The organism is Alphaproteobacteria bacterium, assembly GCA_030680745.1.
In the GTDB taxonomy this organism is placed as follows: domain Bacteria; phylum Pseudomonadota; class Alphaproteobacteria; order JAUXUR01; family JAUXUR01; genus JAUXUR01.
This window is the reverse complement of the sequence record JAUXUR010000026.1, coordinates 41,683-66,164: the sequence shown is the minus strand read 5'-3', so window position 1 is coordinate 66,164 and position 24,482 is coordinate 41,683. Positions and strand designations below refer to the sequence as shown.

At 35.6% G+C, this 24,482-nt stretch carries 24 protein-coding genes, 1 tRNA gene and 2 pseudogenes; 5 read left to right on the top strand and 22 right to left on the bottom strand.

From position 1 onward, the window contains the following. Positions 1 to 376: 376 nt before the first annotated feature. Positions 377 to 1,714, top strand: a complete 1,338-nt coding sequence (locus Q8L85_02495) for a hypothetical protein (protein MDP1723552.1) — start codon at positions 377 to 379, stop codon at positions 1,712 to 1,714. 162 nt (positions 1,715 to 1,876) lie between these two features. Here Q8L85_02495 and Q8L85_02490 read toward each other — a convergent pair whose 3' ends face one another. The 3 genes from Q8L85_02490 to Q8L85_02480 are packed head-to-tail and all read right to left on the bottom strand — an operon-like array spanning position 1,877 to position 4,631. Then, complete coding sequence (locus tag Q8L85_02490) at positions 1,877 to 2,380, bottom strand: GDYXXLXY domain-containing protein (protein MDP1723551.1); 504 nt, start codon at positions 2,378 to 2,380, stop codon at positions 1,877 to 1,879. A gap of 15 nt (positions 2,381 to 2,395) precedes the next feature. Next, positions 2,396 to 3,613, bottom strand: coding sequence for a DUF4401 domain-containing protein (locus tag Q8L85_02485; protein MDP1723550.1), 1,218 nt, complete (start codon positions 3,611 to 3,613; stop codon positions 2,396 to 2,398). Continuing rightward, complete coding sequence (locus Q8L85_02480; GenBank protein ID MDP1723549.1) at positions 3,603 to 4,631, bottom strand: DUF2157 domain-containing protein; 1,029 nt, start codon at positions 4,629 to 4,631, stop codon at positions 3,603 to 3,605. Before Q8L85_02480 ends, Q8L85_02485 begins: the two co-directional genes overlap by 11 nt. 327 nt (positions 4,632 to 4,958) lie before the next feature. Here Q8L85_02480 and Q8L85_02475 point away from each other — a divergent pair, with 327 nt between their 5' ends. From Q8L85_02475 to Q8L85_02465, 3 genes are all read left to right on the top strand, one after another. Further along, entirely contained in the window at positions 4,959 to 5,372 is a 414-nt protein-coding gene (locus Q8L85_02475) for a hypothetical protein (GenBank protein MDP1723548.1), read from the top strand. Between the two features lie 370 nt (positions 5,373 to 5,742). Beyond that, on the top strand, positions 5,743 to 6,018 hold the full coding sequence (locus tag Q8L85_02470; protein ID MDP1723547.1) for a hypothetical protein: 276 nt from the start codon (positions 5,743 to 5,745) through the stop codon (positions 6,016 to 6,018). Positions 6,019 to 6,083: 65 nt separating this feature from the next. Then, positions 6,084 to 6,950, top strand: a complete 867-nt coding sequence (locus Q8L85_02465) for an aminoglycoside phosphotransferase family protein (GenBank protein ID MDP1723546.1) — start codon at positions 6,084 to 6,086, stop codon at positions 6,948 to 6,950. An 8-nt stretch (positions 6,951 to 6,958) separates the two neighbouring features. Here the strand turns inward: Q8L85_02465 and Q8L85_02460 are convergent, their stop codons facing one another. The 14 genes and pseudogenes from Q8L85_02460 to Q8L85_02395 all read right to left on the bottom strand — a co-directional run bounded on the left by Q8L85_02460 (position 6,959) and on the right by Q8L85_02395 (position 19,324). Next, on the bottom strand, positions 6,959 to 7,264 hold the full coding sequence (locus tag Q8L85_02460; GenBank protein MDP1723545.1) for a hypothetical protein: 306 nt from the start codon (positions 7,262 to 7,264) through the stop codon (positions 6,959 to 6,961). A 61-nt stretch (positions 7,265 to 7,325) separates the two neighbouring features. Further along, a pseudogene (locus tag Q8L85_02455) lies at positions 7,326 to 7,576 on the bottom strand (4Fe-4S binding protein). 88 nt (positions 7,577 to 7,664) lie between these two features. Next, positions 7,665 to 7,964, bottom strand: coding sequence for a hypothetical protein (locus Q8L85_02450; GenBank protein MDP1723544.1), 300 nt, complete (start codon positions 7,962 to 7,964; stop codon positions 7,665 to 7,667). A 104-nt stretch (positions 7,965 to 8,068) separates the two neighbouring features. Continuing rightward, a pseudogene (locus Q8L85_02445) lies at positions 8,069 to 8,194 on the bottom strand (NADH-quinone oxidoreductase subunit I). A 21-nt stretch (positions 8,195 to 8,215) separates the two neighbouring features. After that, entirely contained in the window at positions 8,216 to 9,985 is a 1,770-nt protein-coding gene (locus tag Q8L85_02440; GenBank protein ID MDP1723543.1) for a hypothetical protein, read from the bottom strand. Positions 9,986 to 10,396: 411 nt separating this feature from the next. Further along, the gene (gene nuoI, locus Q8L85_02435) at positions 10,397 to 10,885 is read right to left on the bottom strand and encodes an NADH-quinone oxidoreductase subunit NuoI (GenBank protein ID MDP1723542.1); all 489 of its coding nucleotides are present in this window, start codon (positions 10,883 to 10,885) and stop codon (positions 10,397 to 10,399) included. After that, entirely contained in the window at positions 10,882 to 11,934 is a 1,053-nt protein-coding gene (gene nuoH / locus Q8L85_02430) for an NADH-quinone oxidoreductase subunit NuoH (GenBank protein ID MDP1723541.1), read from the bottom strand. Before nuoH ends, nuoI begins: the two co-directional genes overlap by 4 nt. Continuing rightward, positions 11,927 to 14,005, bottom strand: coding sequence for an NADH-quinone oxidoreductase subunit NuoG (gene nuoG, locus Q8L85_02425; protein ID MDP1723540.1), 2,079 nt, complete (start codon positions 14,003 to 14,005; stop codon positions 11,927 to 11,929). Before nuoG ends, nuoH begins: the two co-directional genes overlap by 8 nt. Positions 14,006 to 14,163: 158 nt before the next feature. Next, entirely contained in the window at positions 14,164 to 15,441 is a 1,278-nt protein-coding gene (gene nuoF, locus Q8L85_02420; GenBank protein ID MDP1723539.1) for an NADH-quinone oxidoreductase subunit NuoF, read from the bottom strand. Between the two features lie 441 nt (positions 15,442 to 15,882). Beyond that, the gene (gene nuoE, locus Q8L85_02415) at positions 15,883 to 16,473 is read right to left on the bottom strand and encodes an NADH-quinone oxidoreductase subunit NuoE (GenBank protein ID MDP1723538.1); all 591 of its coding nucleotides are present in this window, start codon (positions 16,471 to 16,473) and stop codon (positions 15,883 to 15,885) included. Next, complete coding sequence (locus Q8L85_02410; protein ID MDP1723537.1) at positions 16,470 to 17,648, bottom strand: NADH-quinone oxidoreductase subunit D; 1,179 nt, start codon at positions 17,646 to 17,648, stop codon at positions 16,470 to 16,472. The genes nuoE and Q8L85_02410 overlap by 4 nt, the downstream gene beginning before the upstream one ends. After that, complete coding sequence (locus Q8L85_02405; GenBank protein ID MDP1723536.1) at positions 17,648 to 18,289, bottom strand: NADH-quinone oxidoreductase subunit C; 642 nt, start codon at positions 18,287 to 18,289, stop codon at positions 17,648 to 17,650. Before Q8L85_02405 ends, Q8L85_02410 begins: the two co-directional genes overlap by 1 nt. Positions 18,290 to 18,291: 2 nt before the next feature. After that, on the bottom strand, positions 18,292 to 18,828 hold the full coding sequence (locus Q8L85_02400; protein ID MDP1723535.1) for an NADH-quinone oxidoreductase subunit B family protein: 537 nt from the start codon (positions 18,826 to 18,828) through the stop codon (positions 18,292 to 18,294). A gap of 130 nt (positions 18,829 to 18,958) precedes the next feature. Further along, the gene (locus Q8L85_02395; GenBank protein MDP1723534.1) at positions 18,959 to 19,324 is read right to left on the bottom strand and encodes an NADH-quinone oxidoreductase subunit A; all 366 of its coding nucleotides are present in this window, start codon (positions 19,322 to 19,324) and stop codon (positions 18,959 to 18,961) included. Positions 19,325 to 19,523: 199 nt separating this feature from the next. Between Q8L85_02395 and Q8L85_02390 the strand changes: the two genes are divergently transcribed. Further along, complete coding sequence (locus tag Q8L85_02390; GenBank protein ID MDP1723533.1) at positions 19,524 to 19,874, top strand: hypothetical protein; 351 nt, start codon at positions 19,524 to 19,526, stop codon at positions 19,872 to 19,874. 5 nt (positions 19,875 to 19,879) lie between these two features. Here Q8L85_02390 and Q8L85_02385 read toward each other — a convergent pair whose 3' ends face one another. The 5 genes from Q8L85_02385 to Q8L85_02365 form a co-directional block, all read right to left on the bottom strand. Then, the gene (locus Q8L85_02385; GenBank protein MDP1723532.1) at positions 19,880 to 20,353 is read right to left on the bottom strand and encodes a GNAT family N-acetyltransferase; all 474 of its coding nucleotides are present in this window, start codon (positions 20,351 to 20,353) and stop codon (positions 19,880 to 19,882) included. Positions 20,354 to 20,371: 18 nt separating this feature from the next. Then, positions 20,372 to 20,446 (bottom strand) — tRNA-Thr (locus tag Q8L85_02380). Positions 20,447 to 20,688: 242 nt separating this feature from the next. Beyond that, positions 20,689 to 20,895, bottom strand: coding sequence for a hypothetical protein (locus Q8L85_02375; protein ID MDP1723531.1), 207 nt, complete (start codon positions 20,893 to 20,895; stop codon positions 20,689 to 20,691). Beyond that, the gene (locus Q8L85_02370) at positions 20,895 to 23,066 is read right to left on the bottom strand and encodes a hypothetical protein (protein MDP1723530.1); all 2,172 of its coding nucleotides are present in this window, start codon (positions 23,064 to 23,066) and stop codon (positions 20,895 to 20,897) included. The genes Q8L85_02375 and Q8L85_02370 overlap by 1 nt, the downstream gene beginning before the upstream one ends. 535 nt (positions 23,067 to 23,601) lie before the next feature. After that, on the bottom strand, positions 23,602 to 24,426 hold the full coding sequence (locus Q8L85_02365; GenBank protein MDP1723529.1) for an RMD1 family protein: 825 nt from the start codon (positions 24,424 to 24,426) through the stop codon (positions 23,602 to 23,604). Between the last annotated feature and the right edge of the window lie 56 nt (positions 24,427 to 24,482).

Here is a 24,482-nt window from a genome sequence, read left to right as displayed (position 1 = left end):
TGGGAGGTTTTCTCGGACGAAAACATGATGGAGATCCAGGACCAATAGTTATGTGGAAGGGATTACGTGCCCTATATGAACATATTAAGGCTCGCGAAATATTTCAAAATACATTTGGTCATACTTATGGGTAATGATATGGTCGCGGGACGTAGGAAGTTTGTAGTGTTTTTAAATCATTTTATAATAAAAGTGAACAGGCAACGTATTTTAATAAAAACATAAAATACTTTTAATAAATCGATAAATGTGATAAAAACAACCTATTATTAGATATTGTATATTATAGTATTGAAATTTTTATAATTTTTTTATTAAAATAATGAAGTTTTAAAATATTTTTAATATACAAATCTTGTTCAAAATTGGAGAAAATATGTTGAATTTTAAGAAGATAATAATCTTTTGTATGATGCTTGGTGTATCAAATGTCATAACAAGTGCCTGTAAAGCAGGTTATATTGAAGAGGTTATAGAAACTTTATACACGGATGAAGGATTAAGAAATTTTGATATTAGTCCGTTTAAAGATCAGTTACCTGTTATTTTGGCGTTACCTCAAAATGTCCATATCAAATTTATGGAAAGATGGGAAGAATTAAATCAACAAGATCAGCAGGTTCCTGTTGAAAATTCAGATAATATGATTTTAGATGACGAATCTGAAAACATAGTACAAATAAAAAAAATCAATCCCTTTAAAAGAGCATTTCATCATTCATGGTTTGAGTATGAAAATGGACCAAATGTAGAATATTTAAGTACCATTATTCAAAAATATGAAATTCCACATGTGAAATATGTTTTAAATGATAACATTCCTGAACAGATGCGCTTTAAGTCAATACATTCAAAAGCGTTGGGCCTATTGCTGGTAAAATCGAAGCACACTTTAAAATCATTTTCGGTTAAAAATATGGCTTTTAAACCAATTGATTGTAAAAAAATTGCTGGTTTTCAAAATTTAGAGACATTAAACCTTATTTCAATGAAGTTTGATCCTGATAGTTTTAAGGAAATATATAAAGCGCCAAAACTAATGAAATTGAATCTTTCCCAAACGAATATCAGCAGTGAAGAGATTCAAGGATTGTTTTGTATGAATAATCTTATTGCTTTGGATCTTTCTGAAAATATTGTTTCTAAAAATATAGATTTAGATTTTTTGAATAAACATAAACTTACTGTTTTAAAAATACTTACTTCAAACGATATTTTTCTTAACACCATTGCAAAAATGCCTAATCTAAGGTTTTTAGATATTGAGTCATATTCAAATAATGCGTTGAATATTATTGGAAGAATGACCAATCTTGAGAATTTGACGATTCGTACTCGTGTTGATTTTAGGGATTCAGAAGCAGTTCAAGGGATTGAAAAATTAGAATCTATTTCTAATTTGAAGAATCTTAAAAAGCTAAGCATTAATTTTTGTAAAAATGGTACTTGGTTTTTTAATGGGAATGAGCTTATTCGTTGTTTTAACGGATTGAATAATCTTCAGGAATTATCAATTCTTTGTAATGAGATGAAAGATCAGGACGCTGAATTAATTATAAATAACCTGCCTCAGCTTAATTACATAGAGTTGAATACTTATAATAAAATGCTCTCGGATATCTTCATACAAAAAATAAAAGAAAATAGACCCAATTTAATAATTAAGCAATCGCAATTAAATCTTGATTTTAAAGGTCAAAAGTGGGGTAATTAGTAGAACACTTTCAATAATCGCTTTGCATAATTCGTTTGATCTAGATCGATTGAAGGGGTTATGCAATAGACTTTTTCCAATTTATTAAGTTAAGACATGACTTTTAAATCCACACGTCTAGGTGCTGGGTAACTTGTAATGACGAAAATCTTAGAGTAAATACTATTTTACCAAAGTCTCAGCCAATGGTTTAATTTCATTTAAATGTTCATCGGCGAGTCCCGTTAATAAATATTCATGTCCAATAAACTTAAAAACGCCGTATTTCGCTTTTTCATAAAAAGATGCATGTCCTTCCTGGAACATAAAAGAATCCGGGATAATATTTATACCTAAATTGGTAAGTCGATAATCAAACAAACGTTGATTCGCATTTAAATCGCCGCCTATATACAATTTATCAAAATGTCCTATTTTTTGTTCATTAATAGTCACCTCAATTTTACCTTTTAGCGGCACAGATTCATTCGCATTGAAACGAGCATCTTCTTCAATCTTAAAACGCAAAGCCATATAATCACCTTGCATAAAAGATCGTGGATCAACCGGACGCAATTCAAGAAATATTTTTTCACCATTCTCAATAATATTTTCCTTTACGTAAATATTGTAGTTAAAGAAAACAAAAATCGTAATGGTCGCTAAAAGGAGAATTATTTTTTTCATGTTTGTCTCCCTAACTTATATTATAGTCGATAGACTTGAGAAGTAGACAAGGAACAACAAGTGAAGTGTATTCTTGTCTACATGAGCAAGGCGTGACGATGTATCCTTCCAATGACTATTGGCTATATCTAATTTACAAATACGAATATATGCAGCACCAATCAAAAGAATAAGGCCGCTCGAGAACATAATAATTGATTTTTCAAGAAGGGTAACTTGCAAATCGTAATAATAAAAGAAAAGGTAAATTGGCATTAGAAATACACCCAATAACCATAAAAACCGCCGCTGACATGCATATCCCAGAACAATCAAAAAGATTGAAAAAATAATACCGGGTGCTGTCAAATATGACAACAAAACTACAAGTAACGATGCCAAAATCAAATGGATGTTTTTAAAACATGCGCGGATATTAGGTGCTCCAGATGCCCAAAACATAGACCAAATTAGTAAAAGCGCAAAACCATATTGCACATATATTAACCCAAAATCTCTACCAAGAATCCACGGGGCAATTGTTAAATCAAAAAAAACAATTTCCACAGCAACAGACAAAACAAGCGCATAAGCGATAGTAATAAAAGCGTTTTTGACAAACGAATGTGTAAATAAAACACTCGCCAAAACAACTTGCAGCAACATGTAAATATTTAAGACAAGATTATTATCTGGCTGAAAAAATGGTGTTTCAGTAATATTGTAAATAATGGAAAGAAAAAGAAAAAAACACCCCAAAAAGCGTTCTGCTGTTACCTTGTAAAGAAAAAAAGTAAGTCCCGTCAACAAAAAAAGAATTGCTGAATAGACCCAAGTACTATGAAATTTAAAGTAATTTTGAAGATTATAAAGGGTGTAAATTATAATAAAAACTTTTCCGACGACCATCAATGCAAAAGAAAACTGAATCAAAAAACTTTGCTGTACAAGGCTTTTATTGCTTTTAAATTGAAAATAAATCAATATAGCCAAAACGATAAAAGAAATCCCCCAACCTAGAAAACCTTCTGTATTGAAAAAACTTATAAATCCAAAAAGATTTAAAACTGAGTAAAGACAAAATGTCGAAATCAATGTTCCAACACCGGCTAAAAGATGGAAATAAAATGGCAGCCCAGGTTGCTTCGCATTATTAATCATGTATTTTTTTATGGTACCTAACGCACGTTCATCAACCAATTGACGATCATGCAAATAATCTAAATAATCTTGCCCATTCATTCTATGCATCATATTTAATCCTCATTTTCTTGTAGAAGTGGTGCAAACGCATCGTTGCAAAACTAAATAATCCAAGCGTAAAAATAAGAACAATCAAATAACCAATTGCACCCAATTCATTTCCTGACCATAAAATAACACGCGCTATAATGGCTTCAACAATGATACATAAAGACAAATAGGTAAAACATAAGGGCACAATAGCGGGTTTTTTAAACCTAAAATACAAATAAAATATTGCGTGAATAATAAGTGATAACCCAGTCCCTAATTGTACAAAAAAACCTATGGGCTCTTTCCCAATTTCAAAAACGTAATGAAGAGATGGCACAAGCAAATATGAAAGCGTTGCAAATACAAGCAACGACGTCGTCCAAGGCGCTGGCATCCATATTTTTTTGAGCGACCTATAATAGGCTTTTACAACAAGAAGCGCTGACGAAAAAAGAGCAAGCAATACCCAAGTCACATTATCAAATATTAAATTAATCATAAAAACTTGGTTGCAGTAAAAATAAATAGCAAGTGACGACACCACAAACCAAAGAAACCAATGAAAAGAATTGGTTGAAATAAAGACGAACGGTAAAATAAGGAGTGACCATATAAGAAAAATCTGATAAGCATCAGCGCCTGTTTGATAGATTTGACCAAACACTGCTAAAAAAGCCCCCACAAAAACCGAAGCGCCCAATAGACTTATTTGTCCTAAAATCTTCTTAAGATCAAAACAAAAGCTACAAATAATAGCCACAAAAAAACCGGCTTCAATTACCCCTAATTTTGCAAAATTTGGTATAATTGCCCAATTAAAAGCGAAAAAGAAAATAATACTCGATAAAATAAGAGAAAAACCTAAAATTAAAAACAATCTCTGTGCCCATAATCCCCAATTTTGATGGGGATATATAAGCTGTAAGCTCGTTGTGCGCACTTCAGTTGAAATTATATTTTGTGCAAATAATTTTTCAATAAGTGAACGGTGAATTTTAATTTTAGTAAGATCTACAGATTTTTTTTCTTTTACCATTTTCGCCTCTCAACGAATGAATAGATCAACAATATTAAATTATAGTCGATAGACTTGAGAAGTAGACAAGGAACAACAAGCGAAGTGTGTACGTATATACATGCATAAGGCGTGACGATGTATACTTCCAATGTCTATCGACTATACCATTTTTAATATTAAAAAAATATATTCTTTTAAAACAAGAGAAAACGATTAACCAATATTAAATATTTTTTAGAACAAAATCAATACATAGCAATAGCCTGCTTAATCACATATTGCATATTTTTTATAAAAGTGTAGACTCCTGATATTAAATTATTGTTAACAAATGGAACATAGTAAATGTACAAGCTAAGTTATGTAGCATTGGCCCTTTTTATAAGCAGCTGTTCAGTTTATAAAGCAGCATCAAACGACGGCGTAGCAGTTAGCGACGTCAGAAAATGTCATTCCAGAGGATGCTATCTTTCACTAGGTATGGAAATTCTTGATAAACATACAGAAGAAAATGGTAAATATACTGAAACCTATCGTGCAAAAGCACGCAAAAGTGGCTTTAACTATGTTCGTGCCGCAGGCCATGGTGCACTTGATGTTATGACTTTAGGGCTTTGGGAAGTTGCAGGCACACCTGTAGAAGGTGCCTTATCAAACAATCGTGGATATATTACAGCGCGTGTAGTCTATGCAAGCAAAAATTCTGATGTCATTGAAAAAATTGAAGTTCACGATGCTGATGGTCTTAAAGTTCAGTAGCATTTAATTGTCTACAATCTACGGAACAATTTTTTTTCATCCTAGAAATTTGTCCACACTCCTTTGTTTTCCTGGACTCGTTGAAGCAAAGCTTCATACGTAGATCCAGGCAAACGCCTAGCATTTGGAAAATTTTTATCCAAAATTAATCATTCCAATATTTATTGCTATAAAAAATCCAATAAAATCAACCTCAGCAAAGCTTGTTTCTTTTTTGATACACACCAAATTTCAATGAAATGCAATTCACCTATTTAAAACACATTTTTATTGCAATTAATATGCAGATATGTTGCTCTATAATTAAGGGAAATCAATTGACTAGGGATCAATATGAAAGCTTAGTCAAGATGTTTAGTAAGGAAAAAAAATGAAAACTACCTTTAAAAAAACTTTATTTCTATCTTCAATAATTTTCATTTCTGCTACTCAGGTGAATGCAGACACAAAAGATCACAATATAAAAACAAGAATGGATACAGCATGTCAGAAAATGAAAGACATGCAAATAAAACTTCAAAAAATGCGCGCCGATATAGATGAAATAATGAGCTCAATGGAAACATCACATGTCGAATTAAATCAAATTAAAGATAGTGATGTTTTTAAAGAAAATACCAAGCAAGGAATGCGCCAAACCGATTAATTTTTACAATTGGTTAGTGTTGCGTGAGTATTTAAATATTGTGTATTTTATATTAGAATTGCCCAATGCAACACTTCAACCAAAACATAATCAATCTTTATGGCGATAAAGGTAAAAACTGGCTTCATTCTTTACCAAAGCTTATTCAAGAATATGCTAAAGATTGGCACCTAACGCAACTTAAACCCTTTGAAAACCTCACTTACAATTATGTCCTCTCGGCAGTTCAAAATACAAAACCAGTCGTTTTAAAAGTAAGTCCTGATATTGAATCTTTAAGAAAAGAAGCAGATGCTCTTAGGGCTTTTAACGGACATTCTTGTGTTAAATTTTATGCCGAAAATGATGATGCTTTACTTATAGAACGTGCAATACCTGGACAATCACTCAAAAACTATTTTAATCTTCGTGATGAAGAAGCTATTTATATTGCATCAGATCTAATCACAAAACTCCACAAAGCGCCTTTGCCGATTGAAAATCAATTCCCACATATTTCAGATTGGCTTGCTCTTTTAGATCAAGATCTCAATATCCCCTCCGAATATTTACAAAAAGCACGTGATTTAAAGAATCATCTTTTAGAAACATCCCCCAAAAACGTTTTGCTTCATGGTGATTTACACCATGATAATATTTTGTCTCATTCCAATGATTGGATAGCAATTGATCCCAAAGGCATCATTGGTGACCCTGCATACGAGATTGCAGCTTTTATCCGCAACCCCATTCCTGATTTATTAACGATACGTAATGCCAAAGAAATTATTGAAAAACGCATCCAGGTTTTTGCACATATTCTTAAAACACCTTCTCAACGCATTGCCCAATGGAATTTTGTTCAAGCAATTTTAGCCTGGGCTTGGGCATTAGAAGATGACTGCGATCCACTTTATTTTAAAAAATTTACCGAAATTTGTAATATATATTAATTTTAAATTTACTCTCTATGAACAGTAGTATGTTCAACAGACTCATAAAATTCCTCTTCCACTTGATCAAATCCAATAATAAAAATTAAAATCATTGCAATTGGAAAGAAAAAAATAGCCCAAAAAAAGAGCCAAATATAATTTCCATGATATGATAAATAAATAATTTTATTTTTCTTGGGAATATATGCATTTTTAAAAAGAAGCACCAAGGCTATTGGAAACCACAAAATCAAAAACAACACCAATAAAACAATATTTCCGCGATATTTCATAGGAGATTTTGTTGTATTTACTATAGTTTTTTTATGCATTTTTTACAACCCTTAGATTTTAGTACTTTATTCTAGACATAAATTCAACAATTTAAAAGAACTATTTATACTTCGCATTCTGTTCTAAATTATGGTGAATTTCAGCTTCCCAGCGATCGCCATTGGATAATAATTTATGCTTATCATAAAAAAACACTTCGGGGGTTTCAAGCATAAATTCAAATTTGGACCTTCAACAATGGCATCAACGGAACAAGCTTCTTGGCAATAGCTACAATAAATACATTTTGTCATATCAATGCCATAACACGTTGTACGATGACAAACGTCTTCACGTGCTTCGGCTTCAATCAGCTGATATTTATTTATCTTATTTATGTTTTGTTTGTCCGCCCCCCTTAAAAGGACGGACTTAAACGTCAACATTGCAATTGAAAGATTATTTCCTTAGTCTTACTGTTATTCTAGTAGCTAGCCTAATATCATGCATTGAATCATTGTCATTGAACATTTTGTCAGGGCGAGTAGTACTGCCATTATCACAAAGATCAAAATCTTCAACATTTATACCTAAACGTTCAGCTATTTTCACCTTTAAATCAGCAATAGTCTTCTCTGATTCATCCACCTGAACACCATAAAATGTTGAATTATATTTAACATAGCAAAAAACGTCAGCTTGACTAGATGTTGAAAACAACACCATAAGTAAAAACGACAATCTTATTAATTTTAACATTTTTAATCTCCATATTTGTTTACATAAACATACTTTACGAAAAATGAAATTTATATTATATTTAAAATTAAGTCAATAAAAATACCCTACATTTAAATAAATATCTAACTATACTTAGTATCTTGTTCTAAATTACGTTGAATTTCAGCTTCCCAACGATCGCCATTGGATAATAATTTATCCTTATCATAGAAAAGATCTTCACGTGTTTCAACAATGAATTTAAAGTTGAACCACCTCACCTAATGCGCCTACTCAACAATAACGGGTTCCATATCAGCGCCATAATAACGCAAAACGGGCAATGGATGACCATCTTGTCTTGCTGGCAAATCATTTTTGAACTTTTGAGCAATCTCTTCTTTTGATTTAGTAAAAGATAAATCCTTATGTATAAAAACATCCATTGAATAAATGATTGGCTCCCAATCTAATTTGAAAGGATTTCCTTTAAAATTGTAAAAAAATGCCATCGTCCTTGGAATTTTATTACCAGAATCAAACTCACTTAAACGATTATAAAAAAAAGTAAATGCATCCATTTCACCAATAGATATATTATTTTCTTGACAATGTTTTTTAACAGTTTTTTCAAAATAGTCGGTATAATAAATTGATGGATTCCAAACAATAAAATTTTCTACAGCATAATAATTGATTAAAGGAAATGGTAAAAACGACCTTTTAGTATATTTTTTAAGCTCCTCAAATAAACTAAAATGATGTGCATTAGTATAAGAAAGCAGATCATTCAAAAAATTTACAGCCAATGTCTCAACAGGTTGAAAAATTTCTAATTTTAACGCTGTTTTAATTTTTTCAGGAAGAAGCGGTCCATAATAATCAGAAGAAAGCATAGGATTAATAGCTATTTTAAAAATATTCAAAAGAGCATCAGGATTTATTATTAAATGCAATCGGCCAATTAAACTCATAGAAAATTCATGAAAAATTGCAAAGCTAAAAAAACTATACATTCTTTTTGTATCTTCGCCCTGATTAGGATCTTTAAGAAATTCCTCCAAAAAATTTTGGGTCAATTCTAACGCTTCAAAAAAAAGTTGAACACGTTCTTGCTGATTTTTTTCAAAATAATCGTAAGAAAAATCTTTTACATATTGTAAATATTGCGCATAAAAAAAAGCAATATTATTTGTTGATAAAGCTTGTCTTATAATAGCTAAATGAAGTATGTCATGATAGAAAAAATCATGAGGATCCTTTCTCTGACCATCTGCTGTAGTTTCTTTATTTGCAACACCTGCAAACCATACATGTTTTGTTTTACCTGGAAAATTCAAAAAAATATCAGTATCGCTTAAATCAAAAGGATAAGGTAGAATCACTATTTCAGGAAAAAGTTCAGCCATCGCATTGAGCGACCCAATTTCATGGGTGATTGGTGATCCAATTGTATCAATTGCATCAAAATAAGCTTGTGGGTCGTAATTCGATGCGACAAATACATTCATCAAAGCTTGTTGATATGAATAAATATTATTTGAATCAGATTCAAGATCGATCTTCTGACGGCCTATGGTCGCAATCGCTGCACAAAGCCCTGAAAATTTCAAAAACCAACGATAGGTAATTAAATTCCCATTTTTTGCCGTTTCCAAGAAATTTTTTGCTTTTTGAATTGCCTCTCTTTTACGGTAATCTTTTGCAGTTATTGTATAAACAAGCTCTATACCTAAATAATATAATTCGGGAATCGGTATATCCCAGGGTTTATCTTCTGTTGTTAAATATTGAAATGAATTAGCAATTGCATGATAAATTTCAAAGATTTCATCTTTGGAAACAGTGGGTGTTAAAAATGGTCTCGTATTTTGTGATATACGAAAAATACTCGAAAGTTTATCGATTGGGGTTTTTTCTGCCACTACTAATTCAGATTGGGGGTCTTCATTTATAGCAACAATTGCTGACTCTTGTTCATTTCCTGCTGCATAGACTTGGTTATTTCTAATTTCTAATCCTGCGATAAGAAAAAACAGCATAACAATAATTTGTTTCATTGTAATTTTCCAAAAAATTATTGCAAATTTGAGCTTTGAGTGCTCAAAATATGTTAAGAATGCGTTATAATCAAGAAACTTTGAATATACAATGGTCTTTTTTCAAAGTCATGAACCATTTATTATAAAGGCGAACTCGATGATGCCTGCATTAGGAAACCTAAGGTTTCCGTCGTTGCGATGAGCTGAAGGCGAAGAAGCAATCCAGAAAATAGCCTTATAAAAGTTGATTTTAGGACTGGATTGCCACACCCCCCCCTAAAAAAAAAGTGGGGGGTTCGCAACGACGGACCTCTTTATTTTTCTTTTTAATTCAAATGGTTGTGCTTGAATGTAGATGCTTTTAAATTTCCAAATTCACGTTACAAACAATTAGAATAACGCAAGCATACAGTATATTGCCAACGCTTATTACCTATACTTCGCATCCTGCTCTAAATTACGTTGAATTTCAGCTTCCCAACGATCACCATTGGAGAGTAATTTATCCTTATCATAAAAAAGCTCTTCACGCGTTTCGACTGTAAATTCAAAATTAGGACCTTGCACAATGGCGTCCACGGGGCATGCTTCCTGGCAATAGCCACAATAAATACATTTGGTCATATCAATGTCATAACGCGTTGTACGACGGCTACCATCTTCACGTGCTTCAGCTTCAATGGTGATGGCTTGCGCGGGACAGGCGGCTTCGCATAATTTACACGCAATACAGCGTTCCTCGCCATTTTCATAACGTCTTAATGCGTGCTCACCCCGAAATCTTGGGCTTAAGGGTCCTTTTTCAAAAGGATAATTCAATGTCACTTTTTTCTTAAACATATATTTCAGTGTCAGCCAAAGCCCTGAAGCGAGCTCAACCAACAAAAAACTTTTAAGTGTACGCGTCAATTTTTTCATGACGTTTCCTTCGATGATAAGGCGTGAACTTTAGGAGCACTTGAATTTAATTCATTTTTAACAACGACAAAGCCAGCCGTCAAAATAACCCAAACAAGCGAAAAAGGTAAAAAGACTTTCCAACCCAAACGCATCAATTGATCATAACGATAACGGGGGAACGTCGCCCTCACCCACAAAAAGATGAAAAGCACAAAAGCGATTTTTAAACAAAACCAAATAGGGCCTGGAATCCATGTAAAGGGCACCATATCAATAGGTGGCAACCAACCGCCTAAGAATAATAACGCGGCCATAGCGCTCATTAAGATCATATTGGCATATTCACCCAAGTAAAACAGCGCAAAGCTCATGGATGAATATTCAACGAAATACCCTGCCACAATTTCAGATTCACCTTCCGCTAAATCAAAAGGCGAACGATTCGTTTCAGCAAGTGCTGACACAATAAAAATGACGAACATAGGAAATAAAGGCACACAAAACCATAGGCCTTTTTGCGCCATGACCACATCTGATAAATTGAGCGATCCAGAAAGCAATAAAACAGTGACCAACACAAAACCAATTGAGACCTCATAAGACACCATTTGGGCTGCAGAACGAAGCGCACCTAAAAAAGCATAACGTGAATTACTCGCCCAACCGGCAATAATCACGCCATAAACGCCCAAGGATGAAAGCGCAAAAAGATAAAGGATACCTACATTAATATTCGCAAGAACCACGCCCGATTCAAAAGGAATCACAGCCCAGGCCGCAAAACTCAGCGAAAAGGTTAAAACAGGCGCCAGTAAAAACAAGAACTTGCTTGATCCTGACGGAATAATAGGCTCTTTAAACAACAACTTAAAAGCATCGGCGAAAGGCTGCAATAATCCAAAAGGTCCAACAACATTGGGCCCTTTTCGTAATTGCATGGCGCCTATGACTTTACGTTCAACATACGTTAAATACGCAACTGATAAAATGAGTGGCACAATAATGCACATGATATAGAGCAGAATTTGTAGCCCAGGTGCAATAAAATGAGTCCATAATTCAAGCATTGGCCACCTTTTTATTTTCGTGTTGTTCTTGAATATTCAGAATATCTTTTGTACATTTCGCCATAGTCAGGGATGCGCGCGAAATAACATCAGTCATATAATAATTTTGAATAACATTCAAAAATGGTTTATCCGAAATTTTTGACGATGACGCAATGTCAATTTTTTGCCATTTATTTTGAGCGAGCTGGTCAATATGACCAAAATGTGGATATTTTTCAGTCAATTCATAACGCAATTCTTCAAGCGAATTATAAGGCAATGCTTTGCCGATCGCGCCTGAAATCGCCCTAATAATCTTCCAATCTTCTTTTGCCAAATGGGGTGGAAACAACGCCATTTCAGCGCGTTGTGCACGACCTTCAATATTCACATACATTCCTGATTTTTCAGAATAAGCAGCACCCGGTAAAATAACATCAGCGATTTGAGCACCCATATCGCCATGATGTCCTTGATACACAACACAACAATTGGGGTGTGGTTTCACACGTATTTCATCAGCACCCAGTAAATAGAGAAGTTTTAAACTTCCTTTTTGAGCAGCCTCAATAATTTGCTCCGTCCCCATTGCACTCTTCGTTGGTAGAAAACCAATATCTAACCCACCGACGCGGGACGCTGCTTTATGGAGCAGATTATACCCATTCCAATCGTCACGAATAATCCCATAAGTATCAATAAGTTGTTGAATTTTTTGGAACAAAGCAGGTGCATCAGCACGCGTCATCAATGCCGACCCGATAATAATCATTGGATTCTTCGCATTTTTTAATAATGCAGCAAAAGAATGTGTATTATTTAGCAATGCATCAATAGCTTCAGGCCCTGCGCCGATTTGGGTATAAGGGTAAGTCAAATCGAGTTCTTCACCAATCATCCCAACTTTTAATTTCGATTGAAGATAGGTTTTGCGTAAACGCGCATTGAGTAACGGTGCTTCCCAACGAAGATTCGCGCCTATAATCAAACAGATATCAGCTTTTTCTATACCAGCAATTGAGGTATTAAATAAATAATGCGCACGCGTATCATGTGGAATAAAAGCTGCATCTTGACGGCAATCAAGATTTTGAACATCCAACGCATGCATCAATTCTTTCAGCGCAAACATGGATTCAACATCGCATAAATCGCCTGCAATGGCCGCCATTTCATTGGGTTTTGCCGTTTCAATTTTTGTTGCAACAAATTGTAATGCCGCATCCCACGAACATTCTTTTAATTTACCATTTTGACGGATATAAGGACGATCCAAACGTTGTCTTTTAAGACCATCATAGGCGAAGCGGGCTTTATCAGCCATCCATTCTTCATTAATATCTTCATTCAAACGCGGCAAAATGCGCATAACTTCAGGCCCACGTGTATTGATACAAATATTAGTGCCTAACGCGTCAAAAACATCGATCGATTCAGTCTTTTTAAGTTCCCAAGAACGAGCTTTAAATTCATAAGGTTTAGACGTCAATGCACCCACGGGACATAAATCAATGATATTACCAGATAATTCTGAACTTAATGCTTTTTCAACATAAGTGGTGATTTCCATATTTTCGCCACGACCTGTGGCACCCAATTCTTCAACACCAGCAACGTCCGTAATAAATCGCACACAACGTGTGCAATGAATGCAACGCGTCATCGTTGTTTTAACGAGTGGCCCCATATATTTGTCAGTCACAGCACGGCGGTTTTCTTCGTAGCGACTGCGATCTTTACCATAGGCCATGGCTTCATCTTGCAAATCGCATTCGCCACCTTGGTCACAAATTGGACAATCAAGTGGATGATTAATAAGTAAAAATTCCATAACGCCTTTACGCGCTTTTTCAACCATCGGTGTATTCGTTTTAATAACCATTCCCTCGGCCGTGGGATAAGCACAAGAAGCAATCGGTTTCGGCGCTTTTTCAAGCTCCACCAAACACATACGGCAATTACCAGCAATCGCTAATCGCTCATGAAAACAAAAATGAGGTACCTCAACACCTGCTTGTTGGCAAGCCTGAAAAACTGTCGTTCCAGCTTGGACCTCAATCTCTGTTCCATCAATCGTTAATTTAGGCATATTACCCTTCCTCTTTCAAATTGTGGAGGTCGTCAAATTCGGGATTCGCCATGCGCGTGATTGAAGAATACACTCCGTTGGCCTCACCACTCATTTTCCTACCCACACTTCGAAATAGTTTGGGTAACTGACCAAAAAATATCATTACCCTATTGATTTCAAGCAGCTTTTGAGCCTGCATTTTTGATTCGATCCTCAACCACATATCTAAAGTGACGCATTAAACCCTGTATAGGCCATGCGGCCGCATCACCCAAAGCACAAATTGTATGTCCTTCAACCTGCGTTGTGACCTCTAACAATTCATCAATTTCTTCAAGGCGGGCATTACCTTTAACCATCCGTTCCATGACACGCCACATCCAGCCTGTCCCTTCACGGCAAGGCGTACATTGTCCACAGCTTTCATGTTTGTAAAATTTCGACAGACGCGCAATCGCTTTGATAAGATCAGTTGATTTATCCATGACGATAACGCCAGCTGTCCCAAGGCCTGATTTGACTTCACGTAACGCATCAAAATCCATCAAAACGGTATCGCAAATTGATTTTGGCAAAAGCGGCACAGATGACCCACCGGGAATAATAGCCAATAAATTATCCCAGCCACCGCGCACACCACCTGCATGTTTTTCAATGAGCTCCTTCAACGGAATCCCCATTTCTTCTTCAACATTACAAGGTTTGTTCACATGGCCCGAGATACAAAAAAGCTTGGTGCCCACATTATTAGGTCGTCCCATAGAAGAAAACCACGCACCACCACGTTTTAAAATATCGGGTGCGGACGCAATTGTTTCAACATTATTAATCGTTGTAGGGCAACCATAAAGCCCAACACCCGCTGGAAATGGGGGTTTCATGCGCGGTTGGCCTTTATTACCTTCCAGACTTTCAAGCAAAGCTGTTTCTTCACCACAAATATAAGCCCCTGCCCCGCGATGCAAACGAATATCGAAATCCCAGCCAGAACCACACGCATTTTTACCAATCATATTATTGGCATAAGCTTCTTGAATGGCTTGCGCTACATTACTCGCCTCGTTATAAAATTCACCACGAATATAAATATAGGCTGTGTGTGCCCCCATCGCAAAACCCGCTAAAAGACAGCCCTCGAGTAATAAATGCGGATCATGACGTAAAATATCACGATCTTTACACGTGCCAGGCTCACTTTCATCTGCATTTACAACCAGATAATGGGGTTTAGGACCTTCTGTTTTGGGCATAAAAGACCATTTCATGCCTGTTGGAAAACCAGCGCCACCCCGACCACGTAGACCCGATTTTTTCATTTCATCAATGATCCAATCACGACCTTTAAGGATAAGATCTTTCGTGCCTACCCAAGCACCACGCGATTGAGCCGCTTTTATGCGCCAATCATGGAGACCATACAGATTTTGAAAAATACGATCTTTATCTTGAAGCATGGGATAGCCCGTTTATTTGTTGATTTATCCTGACCACTTCGTCATTGCGAGCAGCGAAGCTGCGTGGCAATCTTAAATGATCGTTTGCGTACATTAGATTGCCACGGGACTTCGTCCCTCGCAATGACGAGGTAATGTAATTGGCTCGAAATGACGAGAGAGAAACGATTGCCACGGCACTTTGTGCCTCGCAACGACGAGTCCGTCTCACATCGCCATCGCGACCCCCCGCTCTACCAACATCGTCATCGCGAACCCCCTTCAGGGGGTGTGGCGATCTAATTGTTGCAGAGAGATTGCCGCGGGACTTCGTCCCTCGCAATGACGGATAAGAAGGGGCACGCGATGTCAACGATAAAAAGATTGCCGCGTCACTTCGTGCCTCGCAATGACGAAAAAGGAAAGTTGCTGCGTCGCAATAATGATGAAATAATTCATGTATCATTTCACTATCTCGCATAACACTTGTGGTCCACCCTCTGGCGCCGATCCTTTGCGTCCCAATTGCGACCCAATTTCTATTTTCTTACCGGCTTTAAGATCATCGATAATTTTAGCCATTTGATCGGCATTTAAATCTTCGTAATAATCATCGTTGATTTGCACTAGTGGTGCGTTCACGCAAGCACCCAAACACTCAACTTCTACAAGGGTAAATTGTTTATCCGCCGTTGTTTCGCCCAAACCAATACCGAGTTTTGACTTACATGTATCCATAATCGAGTCAGAACCACGCAACCAGCAAGGTGTCGTCGTACAAACTTGCACTAAATGTTGACCAACAGGCTTCAAATTAAACATAGAATAAAAACTAGCAACTTCGTAAACACGAATCGCTGCAATACCCAAAAATTGCGCTAAATAATCAAGTGCATAACGCGAGAGCCAACCACCATTTTGACGTTGCGCTATATCCAATAAAGGAAGCAACGCACTTTGCTGACGTCCTTCAGGGTAATGCGTCATAATTTCTTGAGCACGTTTCAAATTTTCAGGCGAAAATGAAAATTCTTCTGATTTATGAATATTCATCTATCTATCTCCCCAAAAACGATATCCATCGCCCCAACAATTGCCACCATATCTGCCAGCATATGACCTTTTCCCATAAATTCAGAGGCTTGTAAGGCAAAATAACTTGGCGCACGTATTTTACAACGATACGGTTTATTGCTGTCATCTGAAATCAAATACACGCCGAACTCACCTTTTGGTGCTTCTACGGCTGTATAAATTTCACCTTTAGGCACGTGATAGCCTTCCGTATATAATTTGAAATGATGAATCAAGGCTTCCATTGACTGTTTCATCTCGGCACGAGGTGGCTCTGAAATCTTGCGATTATCAACTTTAACAGGACCCTTTGGCATTTGATCCAAGGCTTGTTTCATAATACGTAAACTTTGACGCATTTCCTCAACACGGACTAAATACCGCGCATAACAATCATTGGTTTTGCCAATCGGAATATCAAAATCCATCTGTGCGTACACATCATAAGGCTGGGCTTTACGCAAATCCCACGGCACACCTGACGCACGCAACATGGGACCTGTAAAACCCCAATCCAACGCATCTTCTGCGGTTACAATGCCAATATCGACAGTACGTTGCTTAAAAATACGATTCTCGTTTAACAATGTTTCAATATCGCCTAAAACCTTTGGAAATTGCTCCATAAAAGCATAAATATCTTCAACTAAACCATCGGGCAAATCTTGATGCACACCGCCTGGTCTAATATAGGCCGCGTGCAAACGCGCCCCTGAAACACGCTCGTAAAATTCCATTAGTTTTTCACGTTCTTCAAACGCCCATAACAAAGGTGTCATTGCACCCACATCAATCGCAAAAGTCGTAATATTAAGCAAATGATTCAAAATACGTGATATTTCTGCAAAAAGAACACGGATATATTGAGCGCGAATAGGTGCCTCAATCCCTAACAATTTTTCAACAGCGAGTGCAAAAGCATGTTCCTGACTCATCGGCGCCACGTAATCGAGCCTGTCAAAATAAGGCAAAGCCTGTAAATAGCTTTTATGTTCGATTAATTTTTCAGTCCCACGATGCAAAAATCCGATATGCGGATCAGCACGTTCAACAATTTCGCCATCCATTTCAAGTACAAGCCTTAACACACCATGGGCGGCCGGATGTTGTGGTCCAAAATTAATGGTGATATTTTTAATCTGCGTATCTGGCATTAAGCAGACTCCTTCTTTAATGGCAGATCATAAGTCGCTTTTTCATCGCCTGGCAACACGTTCTTCAACACATTATGCGCCATACCCTCCCAAGGGCTTTCAAAATCAAACACACGGAAATCTTGGCGTAGTGACACAGGTTCATACACAACCCGTTTTTCAGTATCGTCATAACGCATTTCAACAAAGCCCGTCAGCGGAAAATCTTTACGCAAGGGATGACCTTCAAAACCATAATCCGTTAAAAGTCGACGCAAATCAGGGTGTCCTTCAAATTTAATGCCAAACATATCCCAAGCTTCACGCTCCATCCAATTAGCGCATCTAAAAAGCGATGTTACAGACGGCACATTCTGACTTTCATTTGTTTTTAATTTTACAACAAGACGCATGTTAAAACGAAGACTCAGCAAATGATAAACCATTTCAAAACGATTCACTTCTTCTGGATAATCAATACTCGTCAATTCTACCAATTGCTTGAAAGCGCAAGATCCATCATCTCGTAAAAATAACATTAAATTCAAAAGTCGCGCATGATCCGTCCATAAAATGATCGCATGCTTTGTAATCTCAACACGCTCTAAAAGCTTGGGCACCGTATCTGCTATATATTGTGCGATTGTTGCTTGTGTTTGCATGCCTAGCCCCGCGCAAAACGTGTTGTTCGACGAATCTTCTTTTGAAGCTGCATAATACCATATAACAGCGCTTCAGCCGTTGGCGGGCATCCAGGCACATAAACATCAACAGGCACAATGCGATCGCAGCCCCTCACAACAGAATATGAGTAATGATAATACCCACCGCCATTGGCACAAGATCCCATGGAAATCACATAACGAGGTTCTGCCATTTGGTCATAAACCTTACGTAAAGCGGGTGCCATTTTATTGCATAAGGTTCCTGCTACAATCATGACATCTGATTGCCTTGGGCTTGGTCTAAACACCACACCAAAACGATCCAAATCGTATCGAGATGCGGCCGTTTGCATCATTTCAACAGCACAACAGGCCAGACCAAAAGTCATTGGCCATAAGGATCCAGACCTTGCCCAGGCCGTCAATTTATCCATTTGCGCAAGTATATATCCCCGGTTGTTAAATTCCTCTGTGGCAAGTTTTAACAATGGGTCTTGGTTTTGTGGCAAACCGGGCCAATCGATTATCTGGCTCATTTACTCTTCTTCTTTCAAACTGTGGAGGGCGTCAGACTTTGGGATTCGCAATGCTCAAGTATGAAGAATACATTCCGCTTGCTCACCACGCGTTTTCCTACCCACATTTTGAAATAATTCGAGTAACCTTTTATTCCCATTCCAAAGCCCCTTTTTTCCACTCATAGACAAAGCCAATTGTTAAAATAGCTAAAAATATAAAAGCTGCCAAAAATCCTACAATGCCTGTTTCTTTAAGGGTAATAGCCCAGGGAAACAGAAAAGCAACCTCTAAATCAAAAATAATAAATAGGATGGTAACAAGATAAAACCGTACATCAAATTGTGTTCGCGAATCTTCAAAAGGGGCAAAACCACATTCATAAGCAGATAATTTTTCAGCATCGGGTTTACGTTTTGATAAAATATAAGATGCAATTACAAGGACAGAAGCAAGGCCCAAAGCAACCCCTAAAAACATGAGAATAGGCAGATAATCTTTTAACAACGCTTCCATATTCGCCCCATCGTAAAGCAGCCACTTAATATGCTGCATTTTACCATTATTGAATTGAATATATAAGTGGGCAACATACTTAGAAAGCAATTTTACGACAGGAGCGTGGATTTTAAGCACACCTTCCTTTTTTACGAATATTTAACTAATTTACAGCAAAATAGAATTGAGAACTGTTTATATCGCTGGAGAGCTCAAAATGAATATAAAAGCTTTATTATCAATCTTAACACTTGGATTTGTTGGGTTTTCATCAATAACAAATGCACATCAATTAGATATTAATAATAAAACTTCATACAAAGTGTACGTTTCTGTCGGCAACAAATCTGCCAACATTACCGGTGGGACTCTAGAATCTTTAGACGTTTTCTTCTCAAATAATGTTACAGCAAACGTAAGCAGCAACGCACCAGGCGTTAATCCTGGCAGTTGCACGATTGATCCAAACAAAATAAAATCAAATAGTAAAACAAAGCTTACAATTAGTACATCTAAACGTAGTTTTTTACTAGGTAAAACCTCCCTTAAATGCAATCACAGCGCTTAATATAATTAAGTGTTTATCTTCATAATACTAATAGGATGAACATTATAAACATCCTCTTGAAGATAATGCCAACCCAATGATTCATAATATTTAACAAGTATTTTTTCAAATGTTAACAAATAACATTCCGAAAAACCTAAATCTTTTGCTTTTTGAAGAATTTCTTGAATTAATCGTGCAGCAATCCCTTTTGACCGTTCTTGCTGAACGACAAACAAAGAAGCAAGCCATGGTGTAAAACTACGACCTAGATGCTCACACCCATCAGATACCCGAAGACTTGCCATACCAATAGGCACATTATCCCTAAGGGCAATTAAAGTCAGCGGCAAACAATGAGCATTTAAATGAGCTGTTAATTTTTGCTGAATTTTTTCAATAGTAGAATCTGTATTATAACTTCCCCAAGCATCAAAAATCCAGCGCGCTAATACGGGTATAAAATGAGAATGATTCTTGAGGTAATCTATTTTAAGCATATAATGAAATCTTGGAAATGGTGCCGGAAGAGGGATTTGAACCCCCGACCCACTGATTACAAATCAGTTGCTCTACCCCTGAGCTAAACCGGCATTTATTGATGTGTTCATAAGAAGAGAAGATACACACTTAAGCACAATCTTTCAAGCCCCTTTTTTTAAAAAATCTTGCTTTCCTTCTTACTTCCTAAATCAGACCTAAAATTCGACTAACCCGAAATACAAAATCAACTTATTTTAAAAAAAACTATACAAATTGAGTAAAAAAAGGATGATAAGCACTTTTTAGATTTTTCTAAAAAATGCCCACAACCCCATTCTTCTTAAAATGAAAATTAATTATTTTGTTCATCAAAAGCATTAGAAGAAGACGGACCTACCTCTTCATCAAAACTTTCTTGAGGTTCAGCCGCAAACTCAAAATACAATGGTGCTGTACTAAGATGTTGACGATTTTGCAAAGAACTTGAAGACCCTGCAACAAGCCTTTTTTGACGTCTACTTTCAATTAAATCTGTCGGATCCCACCCCGCTTGACGCATCAAGTTAAACCATAACTCTTAAAAAAAGCGTACATTTCCTCATTTTTTCTTACCATATCCTGAAAAATATCATTAAGCTCTGCTTCATCTTTGCCAGACAATTCGTCTATCTGACGCCTTAATATTTCAATCTTTTCATTTATATCTATATTTCTTCCAAACAATTTACGCTCAGATATGATTCTAATTATTACCGGTCTACTATTTTTGCATTCTTCTGTTAGCTTTTTGGTCCAATCTAGCTTGTCACCATAACCATCAAATAAATTGGAGTCGGTGATAGCTTCAATCATCTCTGGATCGAGCTCAACAAAACAATTTAAGACATCCCCACAATCTTTTGGTTGAAACCTTAGAAGGAAATTGTTTTTAATAGAAGCTACTTGCTCATCTGTAAGATTCTTAATTCCCATAAGAAATGCAATTTTATGATGTGGATCAACCGGTAAACACCTCCAGGGATAAGTCCCTAATACTTGTGATGAACATAGATCAAGTTGCGCCTTCGACAATTGACCCTTAAGAGAATCAATTAATATATTTGACGCATCTCTTGCTTCAAAATCCTCAAAAGCCTTGTACGCACCATAAGTTGCGTTAGCTTTAATAGTTTCGTATTCTTCATATTCTTTAAAAAGAAAAGAAAGCAAATTTTCAAAATCTTTCGTAGACATTTTAAGTAAATTGTAAGCTGCGTTTTCAAAAAATATAATTTTTTCTGCGTATTTTATTCTTAATTTGTACTTCAATTCAGGATTGTCACGATATAATCCTTGAACCACATCTTTAATTTTTTTGTTCATCTTTTTAATAAATGCATTGTGAAGATTAAAGAATTTACCTTTTTCTATATTATCAAATTCACACAGGTAATAAACATTTGACAAAAGCTCGTTCTTTCCAACATATTCATCTATTTCACTATTAAGACCTAACAAAATCTCTGAGGGACTACGAACAACTGCTGGATTTTGACTTTCTTGATCAAGGCCAACATTTGGAATATACCCCTGAAGAACATTCAATAATCTCGCAGATTTTCCTATATGGCAAACCCTATGTCCATCCGATTCAATACAATTCGCCAAAGCTCTAATAAGAGCTTCCATGAGCAAGTCACGAATATTACCCTCCTTGAATTTATAATGCTGAATAATCAAGACAATATTAATGAAAATATTTTTAACATCATCGTTTTCATTTCTTAAATTATAGTAATCCCTGGATTTGTTATATCCATCTCCATCCAACACCCTTAGCACGTTATCCAGATCATTCCTCCAGAGTGTTTCAGTTTTTCTATTAAACCTATCTCTTGCTATTTTATCAAGCCTACGAATCTCATCTTTAACAACTTGAAAGGTTAAGTCTAAAAAATTGCTTGGAATATAGACTTCTTTAAAGGGAATCGCAATATCATTCAACGTGTTAATTGATCTTCTCCTAAGCTCAGCAGATGTTTGTGCATAACCCATTACATTTTCAATTCCTTGTGCCGCAACAGGATTTTCAGTACCATTATCATAATTAAAGTCTAAATTAGAAGTAAGAATTTTTTCATTATAAAAAATACGTAATTTATTTCTTTTATATTCAAGATGAACTTTCGATAAATCATTCCAATACACACCTATGGCAACAGGCATAAGTTGAACGCTAACATTTTGATTGTTATTATCAAAAAAGATATTACCGTCATAGTGGTGAATAAATATAATAGAATTTTCTAGTTTTTTATAAAAATATACAACACCTAAAAGCTTAAATTTTTCTTCGCCGTTAAGTTTACATACAATTTCATATCCTTCTTGTTTTTCTAAATAATCATTTACATTAACAATAACTTTTTCTTTGCTATAAAATTTTTTAATTGTTTCGCCGAAAATTCTAATTTCTGCTTCATCACCTTCACCTAGGGTAAATAAAACTTTCGTATTTTTCGATTGACTATTATCCTCAAATGAAGAGGAGGAGGAAGAGGAGGAGGAAGAGGAGGAAGAGGAGGAAGAGGAGGAAGAGGAGGAAGAGGAGGAAGAGGAGGAAGAGGAGGAAGAGGAAGAGCTTGTACAATCTTCATATCCTATACTTCTTTTTTCTTGATCACTACCAATAGCCATTAAATTATTTGAAAATGTGATGGCCGACATTAAATAAAAAATAGTTTTTTTCATCTTAAATTTCCTTTTTAAGTTTAATTACATACAAATCTATTATTTTTCATAGTATAGTATTTTTTTTAATTTGCAACATTTTTATTTTTTGTTTGTTTGTTTAAATTAATGCACCGAAATAACATTTGTTTTTCTTTATATTAATTTATTACTTTAATAAACGTTCATTCTTAAAAAATAATACCATCGAGCAAAGAGGTTAATATTTCAAAACACATAAATAAAACTTCCTACTTCGTACGGTTAAATAATTTCAAAGATATTTGACAAATATGATGGTTTTGAAGGAAAAAAACTGAATTCTCTGGATTATCAAAAGACAAAATTAACTACTTATACTTCTATGAATTACTTTGCAATTTATCTCAAAAAGAAGCTAAACAATTTGCTTCCTTAGGCATCCCATAAAAGACATTAAGGGTGCATTCAAAGCATAGAAAGAATATAATCACCCTATAGAAAAACAACAAAACCATAATACCGGAGAAAAAATGATCCCAGTTTAATTTTTTGTCCTATATTATGAATAATATGATTACTTCCAAATATTGAATATATGCGACAATCCAATAACTACTTCCATGGCAATCAAAATAATAACGACAATTTCAAGTCGTACGGAATGATGGTGATTTAATTCAGTTGATAAAATTTCATAGAATTCTCTGATAACATCTAAACGTTTATTCAAAATTTCAATACGTGTTTGAATGTCCATATAATCTGCTGCCATCAGATAATAGGGCTCATATCTTGGGCGACGCCAAAAAAATTCAGGCGTATCAAGGATATCGCTATGAAGATTAATTTTATGTCGGACGGAAAATAAGGCGCCAATTTTTTGAGATAATTTTTTTCGTGAAAGTAAAATTTTACCTTGAGTTGAAAACTCAGTAGGTAAATCGCCCATACTTTCGATTGTTTTATCAACAAATACTTCAAAAGAAGAAAGTTTAACCGATTGCGTTAATGCATGTGCAATCGATAATTTGATAAGATCATCATTATTTGATAAAACAATGCGATCGTTTTCTTCGTCAATTTCAGTTTCTTGACCCATTAAATAGGTGGAATAATCTTGAATCGCATTTTGTAAAGATCCAAGCTCATATGGCTTGATCATCTTAATAAAATGCTTCTCTTCTTCTTGCGTAAGTCCCCAAAAATTAACGCAACCATACACAAAGAAAAAAGCATCGCCTTTTAATTTAGGGCCTTGTTCATCATCCTTAGGTGGCATAATCGATTTTAAGTGAATAACGCCGTTATAATGTTTAGGATTAAAGCCTTTAGATTCAAAGAAAGCTAATAAGTCGTTAATCTTGTATGAATCTGCCGTCGCAAAGGTTGTACAACGCATATACCCAACTCTTTCTAATTGTGGAGGTCGTCAAATTTTGAGATTCGCATTGCTCA